Origin of the sequence: Kineococcus rugosus, from assembly GCF_050871975.1 — a bacterium.
Lineage (GTDB): Bacteria > Actinomycetota > Actinomycetes > Actinomycetales > Kineococcaceae > Kineococcus.
Genome location: NZ_JBJLSJ010000010.1, coordinates 99839 through 123610, shown reverse-complemented (window position 1 = coordinate 123610; position 23772 = coordinate 99839). Strand labels below are relative to the sequence as shown.

22 protein-coding genes and 1 riboswitch are annotated in these 23772 nt (G+C 75.8%); of the genes, 13 read left to right on the top strand and 9 right to left on the bottom strand.

The annotated features are described in order from the left end of the window. Positions 1-29: 29 nt before the first annotated feature. Genes ACRYM6_RS07780 through ACRYM6_RS07760 form a run of 5 tightly spaced genes read left to right on the top strand, consistent with a single transcriptional unit; the run spans position 30 to position 4930 of the window. Complete coding sequence (locus ACRYM6_RS07780) at positions 30-1325, top strand: extracellular solute-binding protein (RefSeq protein WP_432542280.1); 1296 nt, start codon at positions 30-32, stop codon at positions 1323-1325. 53 nt (positions 1326-1378) lie between these two features. Continuing rightward, a complete protein-coding gene (locus ACRYM6_RS07775) occupies positions 1379-2347 on the top strand; it encodes a carbohydrate ABC transporter permease (RefSeq protein WP_432542278.1) in 969 nt (322 codons plus the stop codon). 1 nt (position 2348) lies between these two features. Beyond that, positions 2349-3236 carry a carbohydrate ABC transporter permease gene (locus ACRYM6_RS07770; protein ID WP_432542276.1) on the top strand — a complete coding sequence of 296 codons (888 nt, stop codon included), beginning with the start codon at positions 2349-2351 and terminating at the stop codon, positions 3234-3236. Positions 3237-3288: 52 nt separating this feature from the next. Further along, positions 3289-4119, top strand: coding sequence for an alpha/beta fold hydrolase (locus ACRYM6_RS07765; RefSeq protein WP_432542275.1), 831 nt, complete (start codon positions 3289-3291; stop codon positions 4117-4119). 10 nt (positions 4120-4129) lie between these two features. Further along, positions 4130-4930, top strand: coding sequence for an aldo/keto reductase (locus tag ACRYM6_RS07760; RefSeq protein WP_432542273.1), 801 nt, complete (start codon positions 4130-4132; stop codon positions 4928-4930). Between the two features lie 33 nt (positions 4931-4963). On the opposite strand, the gene ACRYM6_RS07755 is transcribed toward ACRYM6_RS07760, so the two are convergent. From ACRYM6_RS07755 to ACRYM6_RS07730, 6 genes are all read right to left on the bottom strand, one after another. Then, positions 4964-5191, bottom strand: a complete 228-nt coding sequence (locus ACRYM6_RS07755) for an RNA-binding S4 domain-containing protein (protein ID WP_432542271.1) — start codon at positions 5189-5191, stop codon at positions 4964-4966. Next, complete coding sequence (locus tag ACRYM6_RS07750) at positions 5188-5535, bottom strand: hypothetical protein (RefSeq protein WP_432542269.1); 348 nt, start codon at positions 5533-5535, stop codon at positions 5188-5190. Before ACRYM6_RS07750 ends, ACRYM6_RS07755 begins: the two co-directional genes overlap by 4 nt. A gap of 58 nt (positions 5536-5593) precedes the next feature. Continuing rightward, on the bottom strand, positions 5594-9046 hold the full coding sequence (locus tag ACRYM6_RS07745) for an ATP-binding cassette domain-containing protein (protein WP_432542267.1): 3453 nt from the start codon (positions 9044-9046) through the stop codon (positions 5594-5596). 129 nt (positions 9047-9175) lie between these two features. Continuing rightward, entirely contained in the window at positions 9176-9670 is a 495-nt protein-coding gene (locus ACRYM6_RS07740; protein WP_432542266.1) for an HNH endonuclease, read from the bottom strand. A 374-nt stretch (positions 9671-10044) separates the two neighbouring features. Next, the gene (locus ACRYM6_RS07735; protein WP_432542264.1) at positions 10045-10830 is read right to left on the bottom strand and encodes a C40 family peptidase; all 786 of its coding nucleotides are present in this window, start codon (positions 10828-10830) and stop codon (positions 10045-10047) included. Between the two features lie 56 nt (positions 10831-10886). Then, positions 10887-11056: riboswitch (cyclic di-AMP (ydaO/yuaA leader) on the bottom strand. A 278-nt stretch (positions 11057-11334) separates the two neighbouring features. Next, a complete protein-coding gene (locus ACRYM6_RS07730; RefSeq protein WP_432542262.1) occupies positions 11335-12018 on the bottom strand; it encodes a metal-dependent transcriptional regulator in 684 nt (227 codons plus the stop codon). Between the two features lie 127 nt (positions 12019-12145). Here ACRYM6_RS07730 and ACRYM6_RS07725 point away from each other — a divergent pair, with 127 nt between their 5' ends. Continuing rightward, positions 12146-13516 (top strand): cryptochrome/photolyase family protein, encoded by a 1371-nt coding sequence (locus ACRYM6_RS07725; protein WP_432542261.1) that lies wholly within the window; start codon positions 12146-12148, stop codon positions 13514-13516. 22 nt (positions 13517-13538) lie between these two features. Here ACRYM6_RS07725 and ACRYM6_RS07720 read toward each other — a convergent pair whose 3' ends face one another. Together ACRYM6_RS07720 and ACRYM6_RS07715 are read right to left on the bottom strand one after the other, a co-directional pair. After that, on the bottom strand, positions 13539-14825 hold the full coding sequence (locus ACRYM6_RS07720) for an MFS transporter (protein ID WP_432542259.1): 1287 nt from the start codon (positions 14823-14825) through the stop codon (positions 13539-13541). A gap of 313 nt (positions 14826-15138) precedes the next feature. Further along, on the bottom strand, positions 15139-15774 hold the full coding sequence (locus tag ACRYM6_RS07715) for a TetR/AcrR family transcriptional regulator (RefSeq protein WP_432542257.1): 636 nt from the start codon (positions 15772-15774) through the stop codon (positions 15139-15141). Between the two features lie 35 nt (positions 15775-15809). On the opposite strand from ACRYM6_RS07715, the gene ACRYM6_RS07710 reads away from it, so the two are divergent. The 7 genes from ACRYM6_RS07710 (at position 15810) to ACRYM6_RS07680 (ending at position 22939) form a co-directional block, all read left to right on the top strand. Beyond that, positions 15810-16850 carry a saccharopine dehydrogenase family protein gene (locus tag ACRYM6_RS07710; RefSeq protein WP_432542255.1) on the top strand — a complete coding sequence of 347 codons (1041 nt, stop codon included), beginning with the start codon at positions 15810-15812 and terminating at the stop codon, positions 16848-16850. An 81-nt stretch (positions 16851-16931) separates the two neighbouring features. After that, positions 16932-17624, top strand: coding sequence for an NUDIX hydrolase (locus tag ACRYM6_RS07705; protein ID WP_432542254.1), 693 nt, complete (start codon positions 16932-16934; stop codon positions 17622-17624). 70 nt (positions 17625-17694) lie between these two features. Then, positions 17695-18987, top strand: a complete 1293-nt coding sequence (nadA, locus tag ACRYM6_RS07700; protein ID WP_432542252.1) for a quinolinate synthase NadA — start codon at positions 17695-17697, stop codon at positions 18985-18987. Further along, the gene (gene nadB, locus ACRYM6_RS07695) at positions 18984-20579 is read left to right on the top strand and encodes an L-aspartate oxidase (protein WP_432542251.1); all 1596 of its coding nucleotides are present in this window, start codon (positions 18984-18986) and stop codon (positions 20577-20579) included. The genes nadA and nadB overlap by 4 nt, the downstream gene beginning before the upstream one ends. After that, a complete protein-coding gene (gene nadC, locus ACRYM6_RS07690; protein WP_432542249.1) occupies positions 20576-21439 on the top strand; it encodes a carboxylating nicotinate-nucleotide diphosphorylase in 864 nt (287 codons plus the stop codon). Before nadB ends, nadC begins: the two co-directional genes overlap by 4 nt. Continuing rightward, complete coding sequence (locus ACRYM6_RS07685) at positions 21436-22578, top strand: cysteine desulfurase family protein (protein WP_432542247.1); 1143 nt, start codon at positions 21436-21438, stop codon at positions 22576-22578. The genes nadC and ACRYM6_RS07685 overlap by 4 nt, the downstream gene beginning before the upstream one ends. Positions 22579-22588: 10 nt before the next feature. Continuing rightward, positions 22589-22939 (top strand): DUF6578 domain-containing protein, encoded by a 351-nt coding sequence (locus tag ACRYM6_RS07680; RefSeq protein ID WP_432542246.1) that lies wholly within the window; start codon positions 22589-22591, stop codon positions 22937-22939. A gap of 24 nt (positions 22940-22963) precedes the next feature. Here the strand turns inward: ACRYM6_RS07680 and ACRYM6_RS07675 are convergent, their stop codons facing one another. Continuing rightward, the gene (locus ACRYM6_RS07675) at positions 22964-23569 is read right to left on the bottom strand and encodes a TlpA family protein disulfide reductase (RefSeq protein ID WP_432542244.1); all 606 of its coding nucleotides are present in this window, start codon (positions 23567-23569) and stop codon (positions 22964-22966) included. Between the last annotated feature and the right edge of the window lie 203 nt (positions 23570-23772).

Here is a 23772-nt window from a genome sequence, read left to right as displayed (position 1 = left end):
CGGGGACCGGGAGACGAGGAAGTCCATCGATGAGCCAGAACACCACCAGCCGGCGGTCCGTCCTCCTCGGATCCCTCGCCGCGGCCGCCACCGCCGGGACCCTCAGCGCCTGCGGCGGCGACTCGGCCACCGGCGGCGGGAACGCCGACGCGATCACCTTCTGGCTCTCGGCCAGCGAGGCGCAGGCCAAGGGCTACTACGACCTCGCCGACGCGTTCGAGGCGGCGGAGGGCATCACCGTCGAGATCGTCAACGTGCCCTACGAGGGCTACCAGACCAAGCTGCGCCAGGCCGCCCAGGCCGACTCGCTGCCGGACGTGGCGAGCGCGCCGTCCCTGGACCCGATCTGGACGAACAAGCTCCAGGACCTCAAGGCCGTGGCGACGAGCACGACGAACAAGATCGACAGCAAGCTGTACCAGGAGACCGACGACGGCAAGATCCTCACGATCCCCTCCGACATCACCGCCGCCGGGTTGTTCGTCAACGCCTCGCTGTTCCAGCAGGCGGGCGTCGCGTACCCGACCGACCCGGCGAGCACCTGGACCTGGGACGAGTTCCTGGCCGCCGCGGCGCAGGTCCGCACCGCCACCGGCGCCAAGTACGACCTCGTCTACGACGCCTCCCCCGCCCGCATCCGCGCCTTCGTCTACGAGCACGGGGCGAAGGGGTTCCAGCTGAACTCCGAGGGCACCGAGTACTCGGTCGACGACGCGACGGTCGAGGCCCTGCAGAAGTTCGTCGACCTCAACGACGACGTCGTCATGCCCAAGTCGGTGTGGACCTCCGGGGCCGACCCGAACGCGCTGTTCAAGAGCGGCCAGGTCGTCGCCTACTTCTCCGGCGTCTGGCAGGTCGCCGACTTCGCCGACAGCATCACCCAGTTCCAGTGGGCCGCCGTGCCCACCCCGGCGCAGCCGACGCACGCGACCGACATCAACAGCGGCGGCAAGATCGTCGCCTTCGACAACGGCGACACCAAGGACGCGGCGATGAAGTTCGTCGAGTTCCTCTTCGAACCGGCCAACTACGCCCGGGTCGCCGCCACGAACGGCTGGCTGCCGGTGGAGAACGAGCTCGACATCACCTACCCGGGCACCAACCAGGCCGCCCTCGACGGCTACGCGCTCTACCAGCAGGAGATCGCGCTCGCCGACCCGATCTCCACCTCCGGCAGCGACGCGGGTGAGAAGCTCACCCTGGCGGGCAAGGCCATCACGACCGACCCCACCAAGGACGAGATGGGCAAGGCCATCAACGGTCAGCAGACCGTGCAGCAGACGGTCGACAACATCGTCGAACTGCTCAACCAGCAGATCGCCTGACGCCCCGACCGGGCCCGGAACCCCCGGGCCCGGGCCCACCCCCAGGAGGTTCCATGACCCCCAGCGCCCCGGGTCCGGTCCCCGCCGCGGTCGGGACCGACCCCGCCGCCCTCGTGCGGACCCCGCACCCGGCCGCCGGCCGCGCCACCCGCCGACGTGCGGCGCGCTACCGCCTCGCGCCCCTGCTGTTCGTCGCCGTCAACGTGGTCCTCTTCTTCCTGTTCTTCGTCTGGCCGGCGGTGACGGGCCTGTACTACTCGTTCACGAGCTACACCGGGGTCGGCTCGGCGCCGTGGGTGGGCCTGGCCAACTACGAGAAGCTGTTCGGCGACTCGGCGTTCTACTCGGCCTTCGGCCGGACGGTCCTGTTCGCCGCCATGTCGGTGCCCCTGAACTACGTCCTGTCGCTGACGATGGCGGTGCTGCTCACCAGCCCGCACGCCAAGGGCAAGACCGTCGCGCGCGTCCTGTTCTTCATCCCGTGGCTCATCTCCCCCATCGTCGCCGGGGTGATCTGGCGGTGGATCTTCGGGGAGAACTTCGGGCTGGTGAACTACCTCATCACCTCCCTGGGGGGCACGGCCGTCCCGTGGCAGTCCAACGCCGACCTGTCGCTGGTCATCGTCGCCATCGCCGGGGCCTGGGGCGGCACGGCGTTCAACATGCTGCTGTTCGTCGCGGCCCTGCGCAACGTCCCGACCTCCTACCACGAGGCCGCCTCCATCGACGGGGCCTCGCCCTGGCAGCGGTTCCGCTACATCACCCTGCCGAGCATCGCGCCGACGTCGTTCATCGTCATCCTCCTCGGCAGCCTGGGCGCCATGAAGGAGTACGCCCTCCTGCAGTCCCTCAACGGCGGCGGACCGGGCACGGAGAACAACCTCGTCGTGCAGTACATCTTCCGGACCGGTTTCCAGCAGGGCCAGATCGGCTACGCCAGCGCCGCCTCGTTCGTGCTCATGGCCGTCCTCATGGGCATCGCCCTGCTCCAGGTCCTCGTCAACCGACGCCGGGAGGCGTGAGATGGCTCTGTCCTCGCTGCCGCGGCCCAAGGCACCGGCCCTGCGCCGCAGCACCCGCGAGCGGGAGGGCGGCTCGCCGGTGCGCACCGTCGGGGCCACCGCCCTGCTCTGGCTGCTCGCCGTGCTCTACGGCTTCCCCGTGCTGTGGTTCGTCCTGTCCTCGTTCAAGCCGGCGGGGGACCTCTTCTCCTACCCGCTGACGCTGCTGCCGGAGAACCCCACGGTCGCCGGCTACCAGCAGGCCTGGACGAGCTTCAACTTCGCCGGCTACTTCACCAACACCCTCATCGTGGCGGTCAGCACGACGGTCCTCACCGTCCTCGCCAGCGCCATGACGGGGTACGCCCTGGCGAAGTACTCCAACTGGTGGCTCAAGGCGTTCTTCCTGTGCATCCTGGCCACGACGATGCTGCCGACCGAGGTGATCCTGTCGCCGTCGTTCCTCGTCATCCGCGACCTGGGGCTCTACAACCACCTGGCCGGGATCGTCGTGCCGTCGATCATCACCGCCACGGGCTGCTTCATGTTCCGGCAGTTCTTCTCCACCGTGCCGAACGAGCTGCTCGAGGCGGCCCGCATCGACGGGTCGAGCGAGCTGACGACGTTCGTCCGCGTCATGCTGCCGATCGCCCGCCCGATCATGGTGACGCTGGCGATCTTCTCCTTCCAGTGGCGCTGGAACGACTACATCTGGCCGCTCATCGTCCTCAACGACCCGGGCAAGTTCACCCTGCAGATCGGCATCCAGAGCATCGTCGGGGCGCAGAACGTCAACTGGTCGGTCCTGCTGGGGGCCTCGGTCATCTCGATCGTCCCGCTCGTGGTCATCTACCTGCTGTTCCAGCGGTACGTCATGAACGCCGACATGAACGCCGGTCTGAAGGACTGACCCGTCCCCGCCCGGGCGGGCGCCTCCCCGCCCGGGCGGGGACAGTGGACCGGTGGACTCCTTCACCCGCGCCGGCCTGCGCTTCGCCGTCTCCGACTCCGGACCCGCCGACGGGGACGTCGTGGTGTGCCTGCACGGGTTCCCGCAGGGCCCGGAGGCCTACGACGCCGTGGTGCCCCGGCTGGTCGCCGGCGGGCTGCGGGTGCTCGTGCCCGAGCAGCGCGGCTACTGCCCCACCGCCCGGCCCCCGCGCCGGCGCGACCACGCCCTGCCCGAGCTGGTCGCCGACGTCGTCGCGCTCCTGGACGCCGCCGGGGCGCGGCGCGCCCACGTCGTGGGCCACGACTGGGGCGGGGTGGTGGCGTGGGCGCTGGCGGCCGGCCACCGGGACCGGGTGGCGTCGCTGACGGTGCTGTCGCAGGCGCACCCCGCCGCGTTCGGCGCGGCGATGCGGCGCTCGACGCAGCCGCTGCGCTCGACGTACGTCGCGTTCTTCCAGCTGCCGGTGCTGCCCGAGCGGCTGCTGCTGGCCGGGGGCGGGCGGCTGCTGGCGGCGTCGCTGCGCCGCAGCGGGCTGCCCGCCGGGCTGGCCGCCGGGTACGCCCGCCGGCACAGCGCCCCGGGGAGCCTGACCGCCGCGCTGAACTGGTACCGGGCGCTGCCGCACGCCGGCCCGGTCGGTCCCGTCGAGGTGCCGGTGACGTACCTGCACGGCCGGCGCGACCCGTTCTACGCGCCCGCCGCCGTGACCGGGACGGCCGACCACGTCCGCGGCCCCTACCGGCGGGTCCCGCTGGACACCGGGCACTGGGTTCCCGAGCTGGCCCCCGCGGCCGTCGCCGAGGCGGTCCTGTCCGCTGCGGGCGGGCGGGACCGGACGTAGCGTCGGCGGGGTGAGCGACCCCGGAGCGACCACGCCGACCACGCCGACCACGCCCGTCCGCACCCTCGACGGCACCCTCGACCTGCCCCTGGTGGGCCTGGGCACGTACGGCCTGCGCGGCCAGGCGGGCTACCGCTCGCTGCGCGACGCCCTCGACGTGGGGTACCGGCTGCTGGACACCGCCACGATGTACGAGAACGAGGACGAGGTGGGCCGCGCGGTGGCCGACGCCGGCCTGCCGGACGTGCGGATCACCACGAAGCTGCACCACGAGCACGCCGGCCGCGAGGAGGAGTTCCTCACCCGGAGCCTGCGGCTGCTGCGCGTCGACGTCCTGGACCTGTGGCTGATCCACTGGCCGCCCGGCGGGGCGGCGCGGCCGGACGTGTGGGAGCGGCTCGTCGCGGCGCGCGAGTCCGGCCGGGTGCGCGCGGTCGGCGTCTCGAACTACTCGCTGGCCCAGCTCGACGAGCTGACGGCCGCGACCGGGGTGACGCCGGCGGTGAACCAGGTGAAGTGGGGCCCGGCACTGTTCGACGCCGGGCTGCTCGCCGCCCACCGCGAGCGCGGGGTCGTGCTGGAGGGCTACTCGCCGTTCAAGGCGACCGACCTCGCGGCCGGTCCCCTGCGCGCGGCGGCCGGGCGGCACGGGGTGAGCGCCGAGCAGGTGGTCGTGCGCTGGCACCTGCAGCACGGCGTCGTGGTCATCCCCAAGTCCGGGGACCGGGAGCGGCAGGCCCGCAACCGGGACGTGGCGGGGTTCGCGCTGGACGCGGCCGAGGTCGCCGCGATCGACGCCCTCGGCCGCTGACCCGTCCGGTGCGGGCCCGGTGCGGGCCCGGGCTCAGCCCGTGACGCGCACCGCCCAGGTCCCCGCGCCCAGGCCCACGACGTCGCCGTCGGCGAGCTGGCGACCGCGCCGCTCCTCCGGTTCGCCGTTGACGGTGACGTCCCCCGCCACGAGCGCCTCGCGGGCCTGCCCCCCGGTGTCGACGGCACCGGCCAGCTTGAGGAACTGCCCCAGCCGCACGACCCCGGTCACCTCGACCACCTCGGCGTCGGGGGCGCTCACTCCTCGACGGCCAGGGCGGTGAGCACCCCGGCGATCCGGTCGGCCTCGGCGCGGGTGAGGCGCTCGGGCACGAGGACCTCCACGCGGGTGCCGTCGGGCAGCGGGACGGTGTGCATGAGCATCGCCCGCCCCTCGGCCACGACCTCGGCCTCCGGCACGTCCCCGCCGTCCGGGACGCCCGCGCCCCGCCCCGCGCCCGGCGCCGGGGTGGTGCCCAGGAACGCCTTGAGCCGGTCGATGCCCTGCGCGGCGAGGCGCTCGGCCTGCGGGTCGATCCGGCCCTGCCTGAGCAGTCCCCGCAGCACCGAGTCCAGCGACTCGCCCTGACCCTTGTTCTCGTCCATGCCCCCAGCCTCGCACCCCGGCCGGGTGCGGGCGTCCCCCCGGCGTCGGACCCCGGTCTCACCCGGCCAGGTGCCCCCAGTCCCCCTCCAGCTCCGCCCAGGGGCCGACGGCCTCCACGTGCCCGTCGGCCAGGACCACGACCCGGTCGGCGGCCAGCAGCGCGGACCGCTTGGAGGACGCCCCGATGACGGTGGCCCCCCGGTCCCGCAGCGACCGCCACAGCTCCAGCTCGGTGCGGGCGTCGAGGGCGGAGGACACGTCGTCGGCGACGAGCAGGTCGGCGCCGGAGGCCAGCGCCCGGGCCAGCGCGAGCCGCTGCACCTGGCCCCCCGACAGCCGTACCCCGCGGTGCCCGACGAGGGCGTGCCGCCCCCCGGCGGCGGTGACGTCGCGGGTCAGGCGGGCGTCGCGCACCGCGTCGTCGGCCAGGGCGCGCGCGTGGGCGTGGTCGAGGGTCACGTTGTCCTCGAAGCTGCCCGACAGGACCCGCGGGACCTGGGCGACGTAGCTGACCCGGCCCGGGCGCAGGAAGGTCTGCGGGTCCTGCACGTCGACGCCGTTCCAGCGCACGGTGCCCTCGTGGTCGACCAGACCGGCGAGCGCGGCGAGCAGGCTGGACTTGCCGGACCCGACGCGGCCGGTGAGCAGGACGAGCTCGCCGGCCTCCACGCGCAGGTCGACGTCCTGCACGCCGACGGTGCCGTCGTCGTGCACGGCGGTGAACCCCTCGACGGCGACGTGGTGCAGCGGCGTGCGCGGCGGTTCCTCCGGCGCGGGGGCGCGGCCGGTGAGCAGGTCGGTGCCGGCCGGGACGCGCACGACGTCGGGGGTCCCGGCGAGCGCGGTGACGGCCCGCAGCCACTCCCGGGCGACGGGGGCCTCGGTGATGACGGCCCCGGACACGGTGCCGTAGTAGGACGCGCCCGCGACGGCGGTGGAGACCAGCAGGGCGTCGGCCAGCGACCACCAGCCGGTCAGGTGCAGGGCCCAGGTGGTGACGACGCCGGCCTGCACGAGCACCCCGGGGACGCCCTCCAGCAGGGCCCGGACCCGCAGCTCGCGCACCGAGGCCCGCACGCGGCTGCCGTCGACGGCCACGAGGCGGCGCAGCACGTCGGGGACGGCACCGGCGAGCTTGACGGTGCGGGCGGCGTCGACGGCCGAGCCGAGGTCGCGGCCGAACACGGCGCGGGCGTCCCCGGCGGCCCGGCCCCGCCGCCCGGCCAGCGGCGCGCCGGCGACGGAGACGAGCGCGGACCCGGCCATGACGACGGCGACCACGGCCCCGGCCGTGACGTCCCCGGCGACCAGGGAGGTCACCGCGACGACGAACGCGCCGATGACCACGTCGACGCAGCGGTCGGTGTAGAGGACGAACCGCTCGGAGTCCAGGCAGCGGGCGGTCACCTCCCCCGCGGGCACCCGGGCCAGGCGGTGCTGGCGGGTCTGCCCGCGCAGCACGGCCAGCCGCGCGGTGAGGGTGATCGCGTTCCACCACAGCGGGTACACCCGCAGGGCGACGGTCAGCAGGAAGGGCACGGACACCAGGACCAGGACGAGGCCGCCCATCGGCGCCCACACCCGCTGCGGCTCGGCGCCGGTCTGCAGGCCCTGCACGACCAGGCCCCACAGCCAGCCGGCGACCGCGCCGTAGGTGCCGAGCACCGAGCACAGGGCGAACAGGACGGCGCCCAGCAGCCCCCACCGCGGGTGCCGGGTGACGGCGGTGGCGACGGCCCGCAGCAGCCGCGGGCGGGGCCCGGCCGGGACGGGCGGGCGGGGGCGGCGGGGCCGGCTGGACAGGACCTCGCCGTCGTGGTGGGCGGGGTCGAGCTGCCCGGACCCGCCGGCGCGCAGCAGGTCGGCGAACGGGCCGGGCCGGTGGGCCAGCTCGGCGCGGGGCCCGTGCTGGACGAGGGCGCCGTCCTCCAGGACGGCGACGTGGTCGGCGCGGGCGGTCGTGCTGAGCCGGTGGGCGATGAGCAGGCCGGTGCGGCCGGCGAGCAGCCGGGAGGCGGCGGCGGTGACGCGGTGCTCGGTGACGGGGTCCATCCGGGCGGTGGCCTCGTCGAGGACGACGACGCGGACGTCGCGCACGAGCAGCCGGGCGAAGGCGACGAGCTGCTCCTCCCCGGCGGACAGGGTGCTGCCGCCGGGGCCGAGCCGGGTGAGCAGGCCCTCGGGCAGGCCGTCGACCCACTCGCGCAGGCCGAGGGAGTCGACGGCCGCCTGCAGGCGGGCGGGCGGGACGTCGGCGTCGAGGGTGATGTTCTGGGCCAGCGTCCCGGCGAGCAGCTCGGTGCGCTGGGTGACGACCCCGACGCTGCGGCGCAGGTCCTGCAGGTCCAGGGCGGTGACGTCGTCGCCGGCGAGCAGCACCTGCCCCGGGCCCGGTTCCAGGGCCCGGGACAGCAGGGCGGCCAGCGTGGACTTGCCCGAGCCGCTGCGGCCGACGAGGGCGCAGGTGGTGCCCGCGGGGACGGTGAACCGGACGTCGCGCAGGGCGAAGCCGCCGGGGTGGGCGAAGCGGACTCCGGCGAACTCGACGCTCAGCGGGCCGGCGGCCACCGGGCGGCCGCCGGCGGGTTCGGCCGGGGCTCCCAGCAGGGCCCGGATGCGCTGCACCGCACCGAGTCCGGCCTGCACCTCGGGCAGCCGCTCGGCGATCTGGTTGAGGTCGCCGGCGAACCCGGAGCACAGCAGGAAGATCGTGACGAGCTGCGCGACGCCCAGGCGCCCCTCGCCGACGAGGGCGACCCCGCCGACGACGAGCGCGGAGCACAGCAGCGACAGGACCAGGACGCTGCGGCGCGCGACGGTCGCCGAGACGGCAGTGGTGGCCCGCACCCGGTCGAGCACGGCGGCGGCCAGCGCGGCGTAGCGGCGCACGACGTGGGGGCGGCCCAGGCTGGAGCGGATGTCGTCGCGGCCCGCGACGGCCTCCTCCAGCTGGGCGGCGTGCTCGGTCCAGGCGACCTCCTCGGCCACCTTGCGCTCGACGAGCAGCGCCGCGAGCCGGCGCACGGCGAACCAGACGACGACGGCGACGACGGGGAACACGATCCACGCCGGCCACCAGACGAGCCCGGCCACGACCCAGCCCGCCAGGCAGCGGACCCCGCCGCGCGCCAGGTCCCAGACGGCCTCGCGGACCAGCTGGGCGAGCTGGCGCGGGTCGTCGTCGACGCGGTCGATGACCTCGCCGACGGCCTGCTCCCCCAGCGCCGGGACGGGCTGGGCGAAGGCGGCGGCCAGCAGGTCCGCGCGCAGCCGGCCCTCGGCCTCCCCGACGGCCGTGGCCAGCGCGACGCGGCCGAGGGTGTCCCCGGCGCTGGCCCCCACGACGAGCACGGCGAGCGCGACGAGCAGCCCGGCGCCGGGGTCGGCGGCGAGCCGGCCGGTGACGACGGTGCCCAGCGTCTCGGCGACGGCGGCCAGCACCCCCAGGACCGCCGCTCCCGCCGCCGTCGGGCCGGCCAGGCGCCGCCAGGACAGGGTGGGGCGGGACATGCGGGGGTCCTCCGGGCGGGTCGGGGCGGCGGGGCGCCGCCCGTCGACGCTAGCGACGCGGGGCGCCGCGGGACCTCCCGTTTTCCCGGCACCGTCGCCCGCCGCCGCGCGGGGGCCGGTGCGCCCGGCTCAGGCGGCGGTGGCCAGGAAGGAGTCCCAGCGCGGGTCCGGCTGGTCGGCCCCCCGCACGGCCCACGACGCGCCGCGGGGCGCGGCGGGCCGGAACGGCAGGTGCCAGCCCATCTCCTCGGGGGTGCGGTCCCCCTTGGCGTTGTTGCAGCGCACGCAGCAGGCGACGAGGTTCTCCCAGCTGTCCGGCCCGCGGCGGCTGCGGGGCAGGACGTGGTCGACGGTGGTGGCGTGGCCGCGGCAGTAGGCGCAGCGGGAGTGGTCGCGGCGCAGCACCCCGCGCCGGCTCACCGGGACGGTCCGCCCGCGCGGGACCCGGACGTAGCGCGTCAGGAGGATGACGGAGGGCCGTTCCAGGCTCGTCGTGGCGCCCACGACGGGGTCGGCGTCGGCGAGGACCACCGACGCCTTCCCGGCCAGGACCAGCACCAGGGCGCGCCGGAAGGACACGACCGCGAGGGGTTCGTAGCCGGCGTTCAGCACGAGCGTGCGCACATCCACCTCCTGAGACGACGAGAGGCGCCTCCCCCGACGGGGGGAGGCGCCTCTGAGGGAGCGACGACGGTCACATGGTGGTGGTGCACGCGGTGGTGCCCCGTGACCTGGGCCGTGGACCGGCCGTGCGGTATCGCGATCCCCGCTCGGGGGGTGGCTCCGGGGTGACTCGTGGTCATCGCCCCTCCGCGTCGTGGTCCGGTCCGACGTCCTTGGAGGGAGAGTACGTCGCCGGTGGTGGAGCAGTCAGCAACTTTCCCGTGAATCCCACCCGGCACGGCCGCCGCACGCGTGGCGGGGGCCGGGGACGACGCAGGCGCGGGCCGTCGGTGCGACGGCCCGCGCCTGGCGGGGGGGGTGTGTCCGGGTGCTGCTCAGACGGTCGGCGCGAGGCGGCCGAACGTGACGGCGGAGCTCCAGATCGCCCGCAGCTGGACGGGCTTCCCGGCGCGCGGGGCGTCCCACATCATGTTGTCGCCGGCGTAGATGCCGACGTGGTAGGCGCGGCCGCCGCCGTTGGAGAAGAACACGAGGTCGCCGGGGACGGCGTCGCCGCGGGAGATCCCGGCGGCGGCCTGCTTCTGCGCGTTGGCGGTGCGGGGGATCTCGAAGCCCAGCTGGCGGTACACGTAGCTGGTGTAGCCGGAGCAGTCGAAGCCGCGGGGGGTGGTGCCGCCGTAGACGTAGGGCACGCCGGCGTAGTCGTCGGCGACGGCGAGGATCTGGTGACCCAGCGGGACCGGCGCGGGAGCGGGGGCGGGCGCCGGGGCCGGGGCCGGGGCCGGGGCGGCCACCGGGACGGCGACGGCGCTCTCGGCCACGGAGGAGTGGACGACGGGGGCCGCGTCGCCGGCGCGGACGGCCCGCTCCAGGACCGGGGCGACGACCACGGGGGCCGGGGCCGGCGCCGAGGCGAAGGTCGCGGTGGCCGCGGGGGCGGCGGCGGTGGCCGGGGCGGAGACCACGCCGATCGGGTTGGCCCCGAAGGCGGCGGGCACGGCCGCGGCGACGGAGCTGTCGACCGCGGCCGGGGCGGCGGCGGGGGCCGCGCCGGCGGGCAGGGCGACCGCGAGGAGCAGGCCACCGGCCGCGGCCGCGACGGCGCCGGTGCGAGCGGCCCCTCCGGCGGTGCGGGCGACGCTGTCCGACAGGTCGTTCAAGGGCGTGAGGGGACGGACGGCGGCGCGGTGGCGCGCCTGGACGCGAGTCGTCAAGGAAGTGGCCTCTCCGACGCCTGCGAGGTGAGCTGTCGGGTTCGGGCTGGAGTTGCCCGGCCGGTTCGCACCGGCTTCACCCCTAGGGCTCGGACCGACCGGAGGGTCGGACGTCGCCCGGGAAACGTGGTTCCCCCACCCCTGCCATGAGCTGTCTCGGGGAACCTCGACGTGGTGGCAGGGCTCGGCGTCCACGCGAGGGCGACCACGTGCGCTGTCGTGGTTGCGGGTGGACCATAACCCGTCCTCCGGCGCGATGTCACGACCCGGTGACGAACGGGTGCCGGGAGTGTGACGGGTCGTCGTCACAATCCCAACGGAGAGTGACGAATCGAGACGCTGCGCCGATCTCGTCCGGCGCTGGACGACGAACGGCCCCCGCACGCAGCGTCACCGGGATCACGGTGCGGTGCAGGTGCGGGGGCCGGACGGGTGATGCGGGTCGGCTCCTCAGAGCGGCGCGACGAAGATGTGCCCCGCCTCGGCGGTCGTGAGGTCCACCACACCGTCGCCCACCGCGACCTCCACGCCGCTGCCCACGGACTTCGCGACGACCTCGGCGCCGGGCACCAGCCCCGCGCCGTGGAACCGCGCCAGCAGCGGCACGTCGGTCTGCAGCGGCTCCCCGAGCCGGCGCACGACCACCGGCCGGCCCTCGACGTCGGGAGCCGTCAACGGCTGGACGCCGGAGCGGAACGCCTCGGCGGCCGCGTCCTCCCCCAGCTCGCCCAGACCCGGGATGGGGTTGCCGTACGGGTCGAAGTGCGGGTGGTCCAGGATCGCCACCAGCCGCTTCTCGACCTCCTCGGACACGACGTGCTCCCAGCGGCACGCCTCCTCGTGCACCAGGCTCCACTCCAGCCCGATGACGTCGGTGAGCAGGCGCTCGGTCAGCCGGTGCTTGCGCATCACCCGCATGGCCTTGGCGTTGCCCGCCTCGGTCAGCTCCAGCCGGCGGTCGGTGCCGACGTGCAGCAACCCGTCCCGCTCCATGCGGGCCACGGTCTGGGAGACGGTGGGCCCGGAGTGGTGGAGTCGCTCGGCGATGCGAGCGCGCATCGGCACGATGCCTTCCTCTTCCAGTTCGAAGACCGTCTTGAGGTACATCTCGGTGGTGTCGATGAGATCGCTCACGGGGCCCATCATCCGGCACGGACGGCCGTGGTCGCACCCCTGGCCCGCCCCTCCGGCACCGGGGCCCGGTGACCGGGCGGCCCGCTGCGATCGCGGCCCGGACCCGGCGTGGGTAGCGTCGGCGGCCGTGGCTGCGCGCGAGGAGAGCACGAGCGTCCTGTGGTTCCGGCGGGACCTGCGGCTGGAGGACCACCCGGCGCTGCTGGCCGCCGCCGCCGACGGCGCCGTCGTGCCGCTGTTCGTGGTCGACCCCGCCCTGTGGGGACCCTCCGGCGACGTCCGGCGCACGTACCTGCTGCGGTCCCTGCGCGCCCTGGACGCCGACCTCGGCGGCCGGCTCGTCGTCGAGCGCGGCGACCCCGCCCGCGTCGTCGCGCGGGTCGCCGCCCGCGCCGGCGCCCGCCGCGTCCACGTCACCGCCGACGCCGGCCCCTACGGCCGGCGCCGCGACGACGCCGTCGCCGCGGCCCTGGCCGCCGACGACCGCGAGCTCGTCCGGACCGGCACCCCCTACGCCATCGGCCCCGGCACGATCCTCAACGGCTCCGGCAAGCCCTTCCAGGTCTTCACGCCGTTCTCCCGCGCCTGGGCCCAGCACGGCTGGCCGGACCCGGCCCCGGCGCCCGGCGCGGTCACCTGGACCGGCGACGGCGAGGGCGTCGACGGCCGCCACTGGCCCGCCGAGCCCGACCTGGGCGACCTGACCCTGCCCGAGGCGGGCGAGCGAGCGGCCCACGAGCGGTGGGAGGACTTCCTCGCCCACGGCCTGGCCGGGTACGGCGACGAGCGCGACCGCCCCGACCACGACGGGACCTCCCAGCTCTCGCACGCCCTGAAGTGGGGCGAGCTGCACCCGCGGACGCTGCTGGCCGCGCTGCGCCGCCAGCGCTCGCGCGGCGCCGAGACGTACCGCACCGAGCTGTGCTGGCGCGAGTTCTACGCCGACGTGCTGTGGAACCGGCCCGAGACGGCCCGGGAGTACTACAAGCCGCAGCTCGCCGCGCTGCGGTACGACGAACCCGGCGAGGCGTTCGCCGCCTGGTCCGAGGGGCGGACCGGGTTCCCGATCGTCGACGCCGGGATGCGGCAGATGCGGTCGGTCGGCTGGATCCACAACCGCGTCCGCATGATCGTCGCGAGCTTCCTGGTCAAGGACCTGCACGTCGAGTGGCGGCACGGGGCCCGGGAGTTCATGCACTGGCTGCGCGACGGGGACCTGGCCAGCAACAACCACGGCTGGCAGTGGGTCGCCGGGTCGGGGACGGACGCCTCCCCGTTCTTCCGGGTGTTCAACCCCGTCACCCAGGGGCAGCGGTTCGACCCCGCCGGCGACTACGTCCGGCGCTACGTGCCCGAGCTGCGGCACCTGACCGGCAAGGCCGTGCACACCCCGTGGGAGGCCGCCGACGGGTACGCCCACGGCTACCCCGAGCGCATCGTCGACCACGCCCACGAGCGGAAGGTCGCGCTGGACGACTACGCCCGCCTGCGGTCCTGACCCCCCGCGGCCGGGGCCCCGGTCAGGGGACGGGGTGGCGGGCGTCGTAGCGCAGGAACCCGCGCTGCCGCCCGGCGAGCACCAGCACCGCGACGACGCACGCCGCTCCCCCGGCCACCGCCGCCGACGCCTCCCCGACGGCGCTCGCGGCCGAGCCGAGGACGAGGTCGCCCAGCCGCGGCCCCCCGGCGACGACGACGATGAACACGCCCTGCAACCGGCCGCGCAGCGCGTCGGGGGTGGCGACCTGCAGGATCGTGCCGCGGAACACCGCGCTCACCGCGTCGGCCGCGCCGCTGACCGCGAGCAGCGCGACGCACAGCCACAGCGCCCACCCGGCGCCGTCGGGGGCGAGCACGAGCACCACCCCGAAGGCGGCGACCGCGGCGCCGTAGACGGCGATGCAGCCGACGACGAACGCGCCCTGCCGGCGGACGGCGCCCAGCGGCCCGGAGAACAACCCGGCCAGGACCGACCCCGCGGCGAAACCCGCGCCGAGGACCCCGACGGTGCGGGCCCCGCCGCCGAGCTCGGCGGCCGCGATCGCGGGGTACAGCACGCGCGGCATCGCGAACACCATGGCGCACAGGTCGGCCAGGAACGTCATGCGCACGTTGGGCCGGGTGCCGAGGAACCGGACGCCCTCCAGGACCGAGCGCACCCCCGGCCGGTGGGCGCCGGGCGCGGTCTCCGGCGGCATGGCGGGCAGCCGGTGCAGGCCGACGAGGGCGGCGACGAACGTGACGGCGTCGACGGTGTAGGCGGCCTGGAACCCCCACGTCCCGACGAGCAGACCCGCCAGCAGCGGCCCGAGGGTCAGCGCGAGGGCGTTCGTGGTGCCGGACAGCGCGTTCGCGGCCGGCAGCAGCTCGCGCGGCACGATGCCCGGCACGATCGCGGAGCGGGCGGGGTTGTTGACCGCGAAGGCGGCGCTCTGCAGGGCCACGAGCGCGTAGAGCAGTTCCACGGACCCGACGTGGAACCAGGCCTGGGCGGCGATCGCGACGGCGAGCACCCACAGCGCGAGGGAGGCGATCAGGGCGACCCGCCGCCGGTCGTGCGCGTCGACGAGGGAGCCGCCGTACAGCCCCAGGCCCACGAGCGGCACGAGCGCGAAGATCCCGACCAGGCCGACCGAGAACGTCGAGGAGGTCAGGGCGTAGACCTGCAACCCGACGGTGACGACGGTGAGCTGGGTGCCGATGCCGGCCAGCGACTGCCCGATCCACAGCCACCGGAAGGCCGGGACCTCGCGCAGCGGGGTGGTGTCGGCGAGGAGTCGTCGGCGGGCGGCCGGGGCGGAACTCACGCCGTCGAGGATAGGTGGTTGTCCGGGACAACTTCCCGTGGTCGTCCCCGGACAGGGGAAAGCCCCCGGGCACTTCCACCTCCGCCGGTCGGACGACCTGCGGGGTGGGCCGGCTGGACGGTCCGGCACCCGGGGACCCGGTGACTGCCGTGGATTCGCCGCGCTGCGCGGGGCGACCAGAGCGGTCCGCGTCCTGTCACGCAGCTGCTAGCGGGCAGCCACCTCACGCGTCCGATGAGAAACCATGTGTCGGACCACCTCCTTCCCGTGTCCTTCGACGGTACGACCGGTGGGCCGGGGTTGTCACCCCGAATCACCCGGGAGTTCGCGGGGAGGTTCCCGGAGGGGTTCCCAGGAGGTCGGCGGCGAGCACCCCGGCGCTGAGACCCACCCAGTCCGGCCCGCTCCAGCCGGCCGCCGCGAGCCTTCGCCAGCTGTGGTCGGACAGGACCGTGGTGGCGACGTCGACGGCGCGGTCGAGGTCGCGGCGCAGGGTCGCCTTGCCGGCCAGGGCGGCGAGGAAGGCGCGCTGCACGGTGCGCTGCTGGGCCTCGTTCCGGGTCAGCAGCTCGGCGGCGGCGGGGTCGGCGTCGGCGGCGGCGCGCAGCACCTGCAGGGAGCCGGCGACGCGGGCCAGCACGTCGGCGGCACCGGCGGCCTGCAGGTGCAGCTGTCGCCGGGGGTCGGGTTCGGCCAGCACCGCGCGCGCCCAGGGGCGCTCGAGCGTGGGGACGTCGGCGTCGTCCCCGGCGACGGCGACGTCCAGGACCCCGGCCAGGACCGCGGCCTTGGTCCCGAAGGTGAAGTAGACGGTCTGCTCGGCGACCCCGGCCGCGGCGGCGATCCGCCGGACGCTGGTGGCCCCGTAGCCGCGCTCGGTGAACAGCTGGCAGGCGGCGTCGAGCACCCGACGGCGGGTGGCGCGGGCCTTCTCGGTCCGGGTGGGCACGGGTTCCACCCTACGCTCGCTGTAGCGTCACTACAGTGAATGAGATCCTGGTGGTGGGGGCGTCGGGTGCGGTCGGGTCGCGGGTGGCCGGGGCGCTGGCGCCGGAGTTCGGCCGCGACGTGGTCCTGGTGGGCCGGCGCGAGGGGCCGCTGCGCGAGCTGGCCGCCCGGTTGGGCACCCGGTGGAGCGCGGCCGACCTCGACGACCCCGCGGCCGTGCGCCGCCTCGCGCGCGGGGCCCGGGTGGCGGTGCTGACCGTGGAGGGCCCGGTCGCCGCCGCGCGGGCGCTGCTGGAGGCCGGGGCCGGGTTCGTCGACGTCGGCGCCACACCCGCCCACCTGGCCCGGCTGGCCGGCCTGGACGCGACGGCCCGCGAGCACGGCGCGACCGGCGTCCTGTCGGTGGGCCTGGCTCCCGGGGCGAGCAACCTGCTGGCGCACGAGGCCGCGGCCGCGGTCGGGGGCGCGGTGCGCGTGGAGATCACCGTCCTGCTCGGCGCGGCCGAGCGCCACGGCCCGGCGGCGGTGCGCTGGACCGTGGACTCCCTGCTGGACTCCGCACCCGCCGCCCCGGACGCGACCGTCCACCTGCCCGGTCCCGGCGGGACCGTCCTGGTGCGCCGGGCGCGGGAGTTCGCCTTCGCCGACGCCCCGGCCGTCGCGGCGGCCCTGGGCGCGAGGACGACGAGCCGGCTGGCGTTCGACTCCCGGCCGGCCGCCGCGACGCTGCGCACCCTCGGGCTGCTGCGGCGCACGCCGTGGAGCGGGTCCGGGCGGGTGCGCTCGGCGCTGGCCCGCTCCCTGGGCCGGGTCCACCTCGGCGGGGACGTGTTCACCGTCCGCGCCGACGCCTGGTCGGCCTCCGGCGAGCACGCGGCGCGCGCGGTGACCGGGCGCCGGCAGACGCGGGCCACGGCGGCCGTCACGGCGGAGGTGGCCCGGGCGCTGGCGCACGGGGAGGCCCGCGCGGGCGTCGTGCACCTGCCGGACCTGCCGGTGGCGACGGGGTTGCTCGCCCGGCTCGCCGCGGCGGGCACCTGGCAGCACCTGCGGCTGGGGGCGGCCGACGGCTTGTGACGACGGGGCCAGGGGCCCTACAGTTCTCGGCGACCAGTTGTTGTCAGAACCACCCTTACTGATCCGGGGTCCCGAGTTCCCATGAGCACGTCCCAGCAGGCGATCCTCGTCGCGGTGTCGACGGTGATCTTCGCGCTGCTGCCCGACCGCGACGGCGCCGTGCGCGTGCACCTGCCGCTCGTGCGCCGGACGCGGGACCCGTTCGGGGACCGGTGGGCGCTGCCCGGGGGGTGGGTGCGCACCGACGAGAGCCTCAGCGGCGCGGGCCGGCGCACGCTGGCCGAGACGACCGGGCTGCGCCCCAGCTACCTGGAGCAGCTCTACACGTTCGGCCGCCCGGACCGCTCCCCCGGCCAGCGCGTCGTCTCCGTCGTGTACTCGGCCCTGGTGCGCAACCACGAGGCCGCCGCCGCCGTCGAGGGCGAGAACGTCCGCTGGACCTCCGCGGACGACTGCCACGGGCTGGCGTTCGACCACGACGAGGTCGTGCAGTACGCGCTGTGGCGGCTGCGGACGAAGGTCCAGCACGCCCACGTCGCCCAGCACTTCCTCGACGAGCAGTTCTCCCTCGCGCAGCTGCGCGAGGTGCACGAGGCGGTGCTGCAGCGCCCGCTCGACCCCGCGAACTTCCGCCGCCAGGTGGAGGCTTCGGGCACCGTGGTCGAGACGGGCGAACGCCAGACCGGCGGCCGGCACCGCCCGCCGAAGCTGTACCGGGCCGTGGTCCCCGAGGGGTCCGCCGGTCCGCTGCTGTCCGCCGGTCCGCTCGCCTGAGCCCTCCGGGCACGTCCACCGGGCGTGAGCAGGAACCCCCGCAGAAGAACTCCCGAGAGAAGGCTGCACGATGGCGTCCGTCCCCACCCAGATCGAGCTGCTCACCCGCGCCCCGGGTGGGGCGGACAGCACCTGCGACCCCGACCTGCCCACCGCGCCCTGGCAGTTCGACGCCGTCCCGGGCCGGCCGCTGCCCGAACCCACCTACGGCGCGGGCGCCTCGCGGCAGGACCCCGTCCCGGCCGGGTCGCCGGTGCAGCAGCAGATCCCGGCGCAGTACCGGCTGCTGCCCGCCGACGAGCTCGACCGGCGCATCCGCGCCGCGAAGGAGACCCTCGGCTCCCGCGTCACGATCCTCGGGCACGCCTACCAGCGCGACGAGATCGTCCGGTACGCCGACTTCGTGGGCGACTCCTTCCAGCTGGCCCAGCAGTCCCAGCAGCACCCCGAGGCCGAGTTCGTCGTGTTCTGCGGGGTCCACTTCATGGCCGAGACCGCCGACCTGCTCACCACCGACGACCAGCCCGTCATCCTGCCCAACCTCGCCGCCGGGTGCTCGATGGCCGACATGGCCGACATCGACGCCGTGCAGGCCTGCTGGGAACAGCTCGAGGCGCTGTACGGGACCGAACCCGACGCCGACGGGAAGGTCCCCGTGATCCCCGTGACGTACATGAACTCCGCGGCGGACCTGAAGGGTTTCTGCGGCGAGCACGGCGGGATCGTCTGCACCAGCTCCAACGCCCGCGAGGTGCTGGAGTGGGCCTTCGAGCGCGGGCAGCGCGTCCTGTTCTTCCCCGACCAGCACCTGGGCCGGAACACGGCCAAGGCGATGGGGGTGCCCACCGACGTCATGCCGCTGTGGGACCCGCGCAAACCCCGCGGCGGGAACACCGCCGAGGCCCTGCGCGACGCCCGCGTCGTGCTGTGGCGCGGGTGGTGCTCGGTGCACCAGCGGTTCACCGTCGACCAGATCGCGCAGGCCCGCGCGAAGAACCCCGACGTCCGGGTCGTCGTGCACCCCGAGTGCCCGATGGAGGTCGTCGACGCCGCCGACGAGGCCGGTTCCACCCGGTACATCCAGCTCGCCGTCGACGCCGCGCCCGCCGGGACGGCGTTCGCCATCGGCACCGAGATCAACATGGTCCGCCGGCTGGCCGACACCCGCCCCGACCTCACGATCGAGTGCCTGGACCCCGTCGTCTGCCCGTGCTCGACGATGTACCGCATCCACCCCGCGTACCTGGCCTGGGTGCTGGAGTCGCTCGTCGCCGGCCGCGTCGTGAACCGGGTGAGCGTCCCGGCCGGCGTCGCGGCGCACGCGCGCACGGCGGTGGAGCGGATGCTGGCGGTGGGCGCGTGAAACCCCCGCCCACCCGGGAACTGCGCACCGACGTCCTCGTCGTCGGGGCCGGCGTCGCGGGGATGACCGCGGCGCTGGGGGCGAGCCGGACCGGACGGGTCGTGCTGGCCACCAAGACGGCCCTCGGGGACGGCAGCACCCGCTACGCCCAGGGCGGCGTCGCCGCCGCGGTCGACGCCGCCGACGTCGACGCGCACGTCGCCGACACCCTCGCCGCCGGGGCCGGGCTGTCCTCCCCCGCCGCGGTGCGGGCGCTGTGCGCGGCGGGCCCCGGGGCCGTGCGCGTCCTGGCCGAACGGGGCGTCGACTTCGACCGGGGCCGCACCGGGGAGTGGGCGCTGGGCCTGGAGGCCGCGCACACCACGTCCCGCGTCCTGCACGCCGGCGGGGACCGGACCGGGGCCGCGATCTCCCGGGCGCTCGCCGGCGCCGTGCGGCGCAGCGACGTCTCGGTCCACGAGGACGCGTTCCTGCTCGGGCTGCTCACCGAGCACGGCCGGGTCGTGGGCGCGGAGTTCACCGAGGGCGCCGGAGCGGGCCACCTGCTGCGGGTGCGCGCCGAGGCCGTCGTCCTGGCCACCGGCGGCGCCGGGCAGCTGTACAGCCGCACCACCAACCCGGCCGTCGCCACCGCCGACGGCCTGGCCGCCGCCTTCCGCGCCGGGGCCCTCGTCGCCGACCTGGAGTTCTTCCAGTTCCACCCGACGGTCGCCGCCGTGGCCGAGCCGTTCCTGGTGTCCGAGGCCGTCCGCGGCGAGGGCGCGGTGCTGCTCGACGCGGCCGGGCACCGCTTCATGCCGGCGGTCCACCCGCGCGCCGAGCTCGCCCCCCGCGACGTCGTCGCCCGGGCCATCGCCACCGCCATGTCCGAGCACGGCGGCGAACCGGTCCGGCTGGACGCGACCGGGGTGGCCGCCGCGCTGGGCCGCCCGTTCGCCGAGCGGTTCCCCGGCATCGCGCGGATGTGCGCCCGCGCGGGCCTGGACCCCGGGACCGACCCGGTCCCGGTGACCCCCGCGGCGCACTACTGGATGGGCGGCGTCCGCACCGACGCCGCCGGCCGCACCTCGCTGCCGGGACTGTGGGCCGCCGGTGAGGTCGCCTGCACCGGCGTCCACGGCGCGAACCGGCTCGCCTCGAACTCCCTGCTGGAGGCCCTCGTCGTCGGCGGCCACGTCGTCGCCGACATCGCCCGCGGGCCCGCCGCCGCGCGGTTCGCCGACGAGGAGGCCGTGGAGGAGGTCGCGGAGGAGGTCGTGGAGGTCCCCGGCGCCGCGCTGCCGCTCGCCGCGCACCTCAGCCGCCGGGAGCTGCAGTCGGCGGTCTGGGAGCACGCCGGGCTGGTGCGCGACGAGGCCGGCCTGGCCGTGGCGACCAAGCTCCTCACGCCGCAGGAGGAACCCGTCGAGATCCGGCCCGGCGACCTCGACGTGCCCCGCGCGAACCGGGAGGACGCCAACCTCGTGCTCGCCGGGCAGCTGCTCGTCGCGGCCGCGACCCGCCGCACCGAGAGCCTCGGCGCGCACTCGCGCGGCGACCACCCGCGCACCCCGCACCGCCCCACCCGCCGCAGCTTCCGGAGGACCGCGTGAGGACCGCCGCCGACGTCGTCGCGCTCGCCCTGGCCGAGGACGCCCCCTGGGGGGACGTGACCAGCGAGGCCCTGCTGCCGCGCGGGACCGTCGCCGACGCCCGGCTCGTCGCCCGCGAACCCGGCGTCCTGGCCGGGACGGACGCGGCCCGGGAGGCGTTCACGCAGGCGGCCCGCCTGACCGGCGGGTCGCTGGAGCTGCTCGACCTCGCCGCCGACGGCACCCGGTTCGACACCGGCGACGCCCTCGGCCGCGTCCGCGGGACGGCGCACGCCGTGCTGCGCGCCGAGCGGATCGCCCTGAACCTGCTCCAGCACCTGTCCGGTGTCGCGACCACCACCGCCGCCTTCGTCGAGGCGGTCGCCGGGACCGGCGCCCGGGTCGTCGACACCCGCAAGACGACCCCGGGGCTGCGCGCCCTCGAACGGGCCGCGGTGCGCGCCGGCGGCGGGCACAACCACCGCTGGTCGCTGTCGGACGCCGTGCTCGTCAAGGACAACCACCTCGCCGTCCTGCTGGGCAGCGGGCTGGACGTCACGACGGCGCTGCGGTCGGTGCGCGCCGCGGTGCCGCACACCACGGCGATCGAGGTGGAGGTCGACCGCCTCGACCAGCTCGAGGCCGTGCTCGCCGCCGACGTCGACGTGGTGATGCTCGACAACTTCACCCTCGACGACCTCGCCGAGGGCGTCCGGACCGTCCGGGCCCGCTCGCGCGCCCTGGTCGAGGCCAGCGGCGGGGTGCGCCTGGACACCGTCCGCGCCATCGCCGCGACGGGCGTGGACCTGGTCTCGGTGGGGGCGCTGACGCAGAACTCCCGCACGCTCGACCTCGGGCTCGACACCACCGTGAACCCGTGACGTACCTCGACCACGCCGCGACGTCCCCGCCCCGCCGCGAGGTGCTGGAGGCGGTCTGGCCGTACCTGACGCAGGTCACCGGCAACCCCTCCAGCGCCCACGAGGCCGGCCGGGCCGCGAAGGCCGGGCTCGACGCGGCCCGCGGTGCGATCGCCGAGGTCCTCGGCGCCCGGCCCGGGGAGGTCGTTCTCACCTCCGGCGGCACCGAGGCGGACAACCTCGCGGTCACCGGGATCGCCACCGCGAACCCGCGCGGGCGGCACGTCGTCGTCTCCGCGATCGAGCACCCCGCGGTCCTGGAGACCGCGCACGCGCTGCGCGGCAGCGGTTTCACGGTCGACGTGGTGGGCGTGGACGCCGACGGGGTCCTGGACCTCGACGCCCTGGACGCCGTGCTGCGCCCGGACACGACCCTGGTCTCGGTGATGCACGCGAACAACGAGATCGGCACGGTGCAGCCGCTGGCGGAGGTCTCGGCGCGCTGCCGCGCGCTGGGGGTCCCGTTCCACACCGACGCCGTGCAGACCGCCGGGCACCTCGACCTCGACGTGCAGGCGCTGGGGGTCGACGCGCTGTCGGTCTCGGCGCACAAGTTCGGCGGCCTGCGCGGGGCGGGGTTCCTGTGGGTGCGCGGCGCGGTGCCGCTGGCCCCGCTGCTGCACGGCGGCGGACAGGAACGCGGCCGCCGGTCCGGGACCACGGACGTGGCCTCCGCCGTCGGCACCGCCGTCGCCCTGCACCTGGCGGCCACCACCCGCGACGTCGAGGTCCCCCGGCTGACCGCGCTGCGGGACCGCCTCGTCGACGGCGTCCTGGGGACCGTCCCGGGCGCCCGCCCGACCGGGCACCGGACGCGGCGGCTGCCCGGGCACGCCTCGTTCTGCTTCCCCGGGGTCGGCGGCGAGACCGTCCTGGCCGAGCTGGAGGCGGCCGGGATCGTCTGCTCCAGCGGCTCGGCGTGCGCCGCCGGCTCCGAGGACGCCTCGCACGTCCTGCTCGCGACGGGGATGGACCCCGACCTGGCCCGCACGGCCGTCCGCTTCACCCTCGGCACCGGGTCGGTGGACGCCGACGTCGACGCGGTCCTCGCGGCGCTGCCCGCGGCCGTCGCGGCGGCGCGGCGCGGTCCGGGGCGCTGAGGGAGGACTCGTGAGGATCACCGTCGAGGTGGGTGGCTGGGAGCACGAGTGCTGCGGCCCGACCGTCGAACGCGACGACGTCGTCACCTTCGACTGCAACAGCCACATGGACTCCGAGGGCCAGGTGCGGCTCATCGAAAGCCACCACGACCTGAAGACCAGCCGGCGTGTTCACGGGCGAGTCGTCGACGTCCGAGTCGTCGAGCCGGCTGGAACCAGCCGCCCGGTGCTGCGCCTGCCCAGCGGCCGCGCCCTGCGCGGCTGCGATCCCGAGGACGACGGGCACCTCGAAGATCCTTGGACCGGCGAGGTGGTCGCCGCAGGCAGCACCGACTTCCCGGTCGTCATCCAGACCCGGTGAATCGCCACCGGGTCCACCCACGGACTACGGCCCCGGCGCCGGCGCCGGAGCGATCGAGGTCTCCTCTGCCAGCACGTCCTCGATCAGCCCGTCCAGGACCGAGGCGTCGACCTCACCGGCGACCCGGGCGGCCACCCGTCCCTGCCGGTCCACGACGACGGTGACGGGTGTGGCGCCGGGAGCGAACCCCCGCAGCGCCAGCGCCGCCTGCCCCTCGGTGTCGAGGATGCTGGGGTAGGTCACCCCGTGGCGCTCCTGGAAGTTCGCGACCACCGCCGGGGAGCTGTCGCGGACGTTGATCCCGACGACGTGGACCCCGGCGTCGGCGTACCGCTCGGAGGCGGCCTGCAGGACCGGGGCTTCCCCGCGGCAGGGCGCGCACCCGGCGTACCAGGTGTTCAGCACCACCACGCCCGGACGCAGAGCGGTGACGTCGACCGTGGCTCCGTCAGCGGTGGTGCCGCTCACCGGCGGCAGCTCCTGCCGCTCCTGGACCGGGTGCAGCACCCAGCTCCGCCCCTGCCCCGCCGCGTCCCCAGCTGGTGCGGGCAACTCGTCCGGGGTGCTGCACCCGGCCACCGCGAGCAGCACCACGGCGGTGGCGACCGGTCCGCTCAGCGTCCGCCGCACCGCACCACGCCTCACCCTCGGTTCCGGCCCGCCGCGGGTGGGCCCTCGTCGTCCGACGGCAACGTTCCCCTGAACGTCCACGAGCACCCGCGACGGGCAGCCTCGCGGCGCAGGGCCGTCAGGGCTCGACGGATCCCGGGCGAACTGCGCCGGGTCCGGGTGAGGTCGACGACGACTTCCCCGCGGTGAGCCGCGGCGCGCAA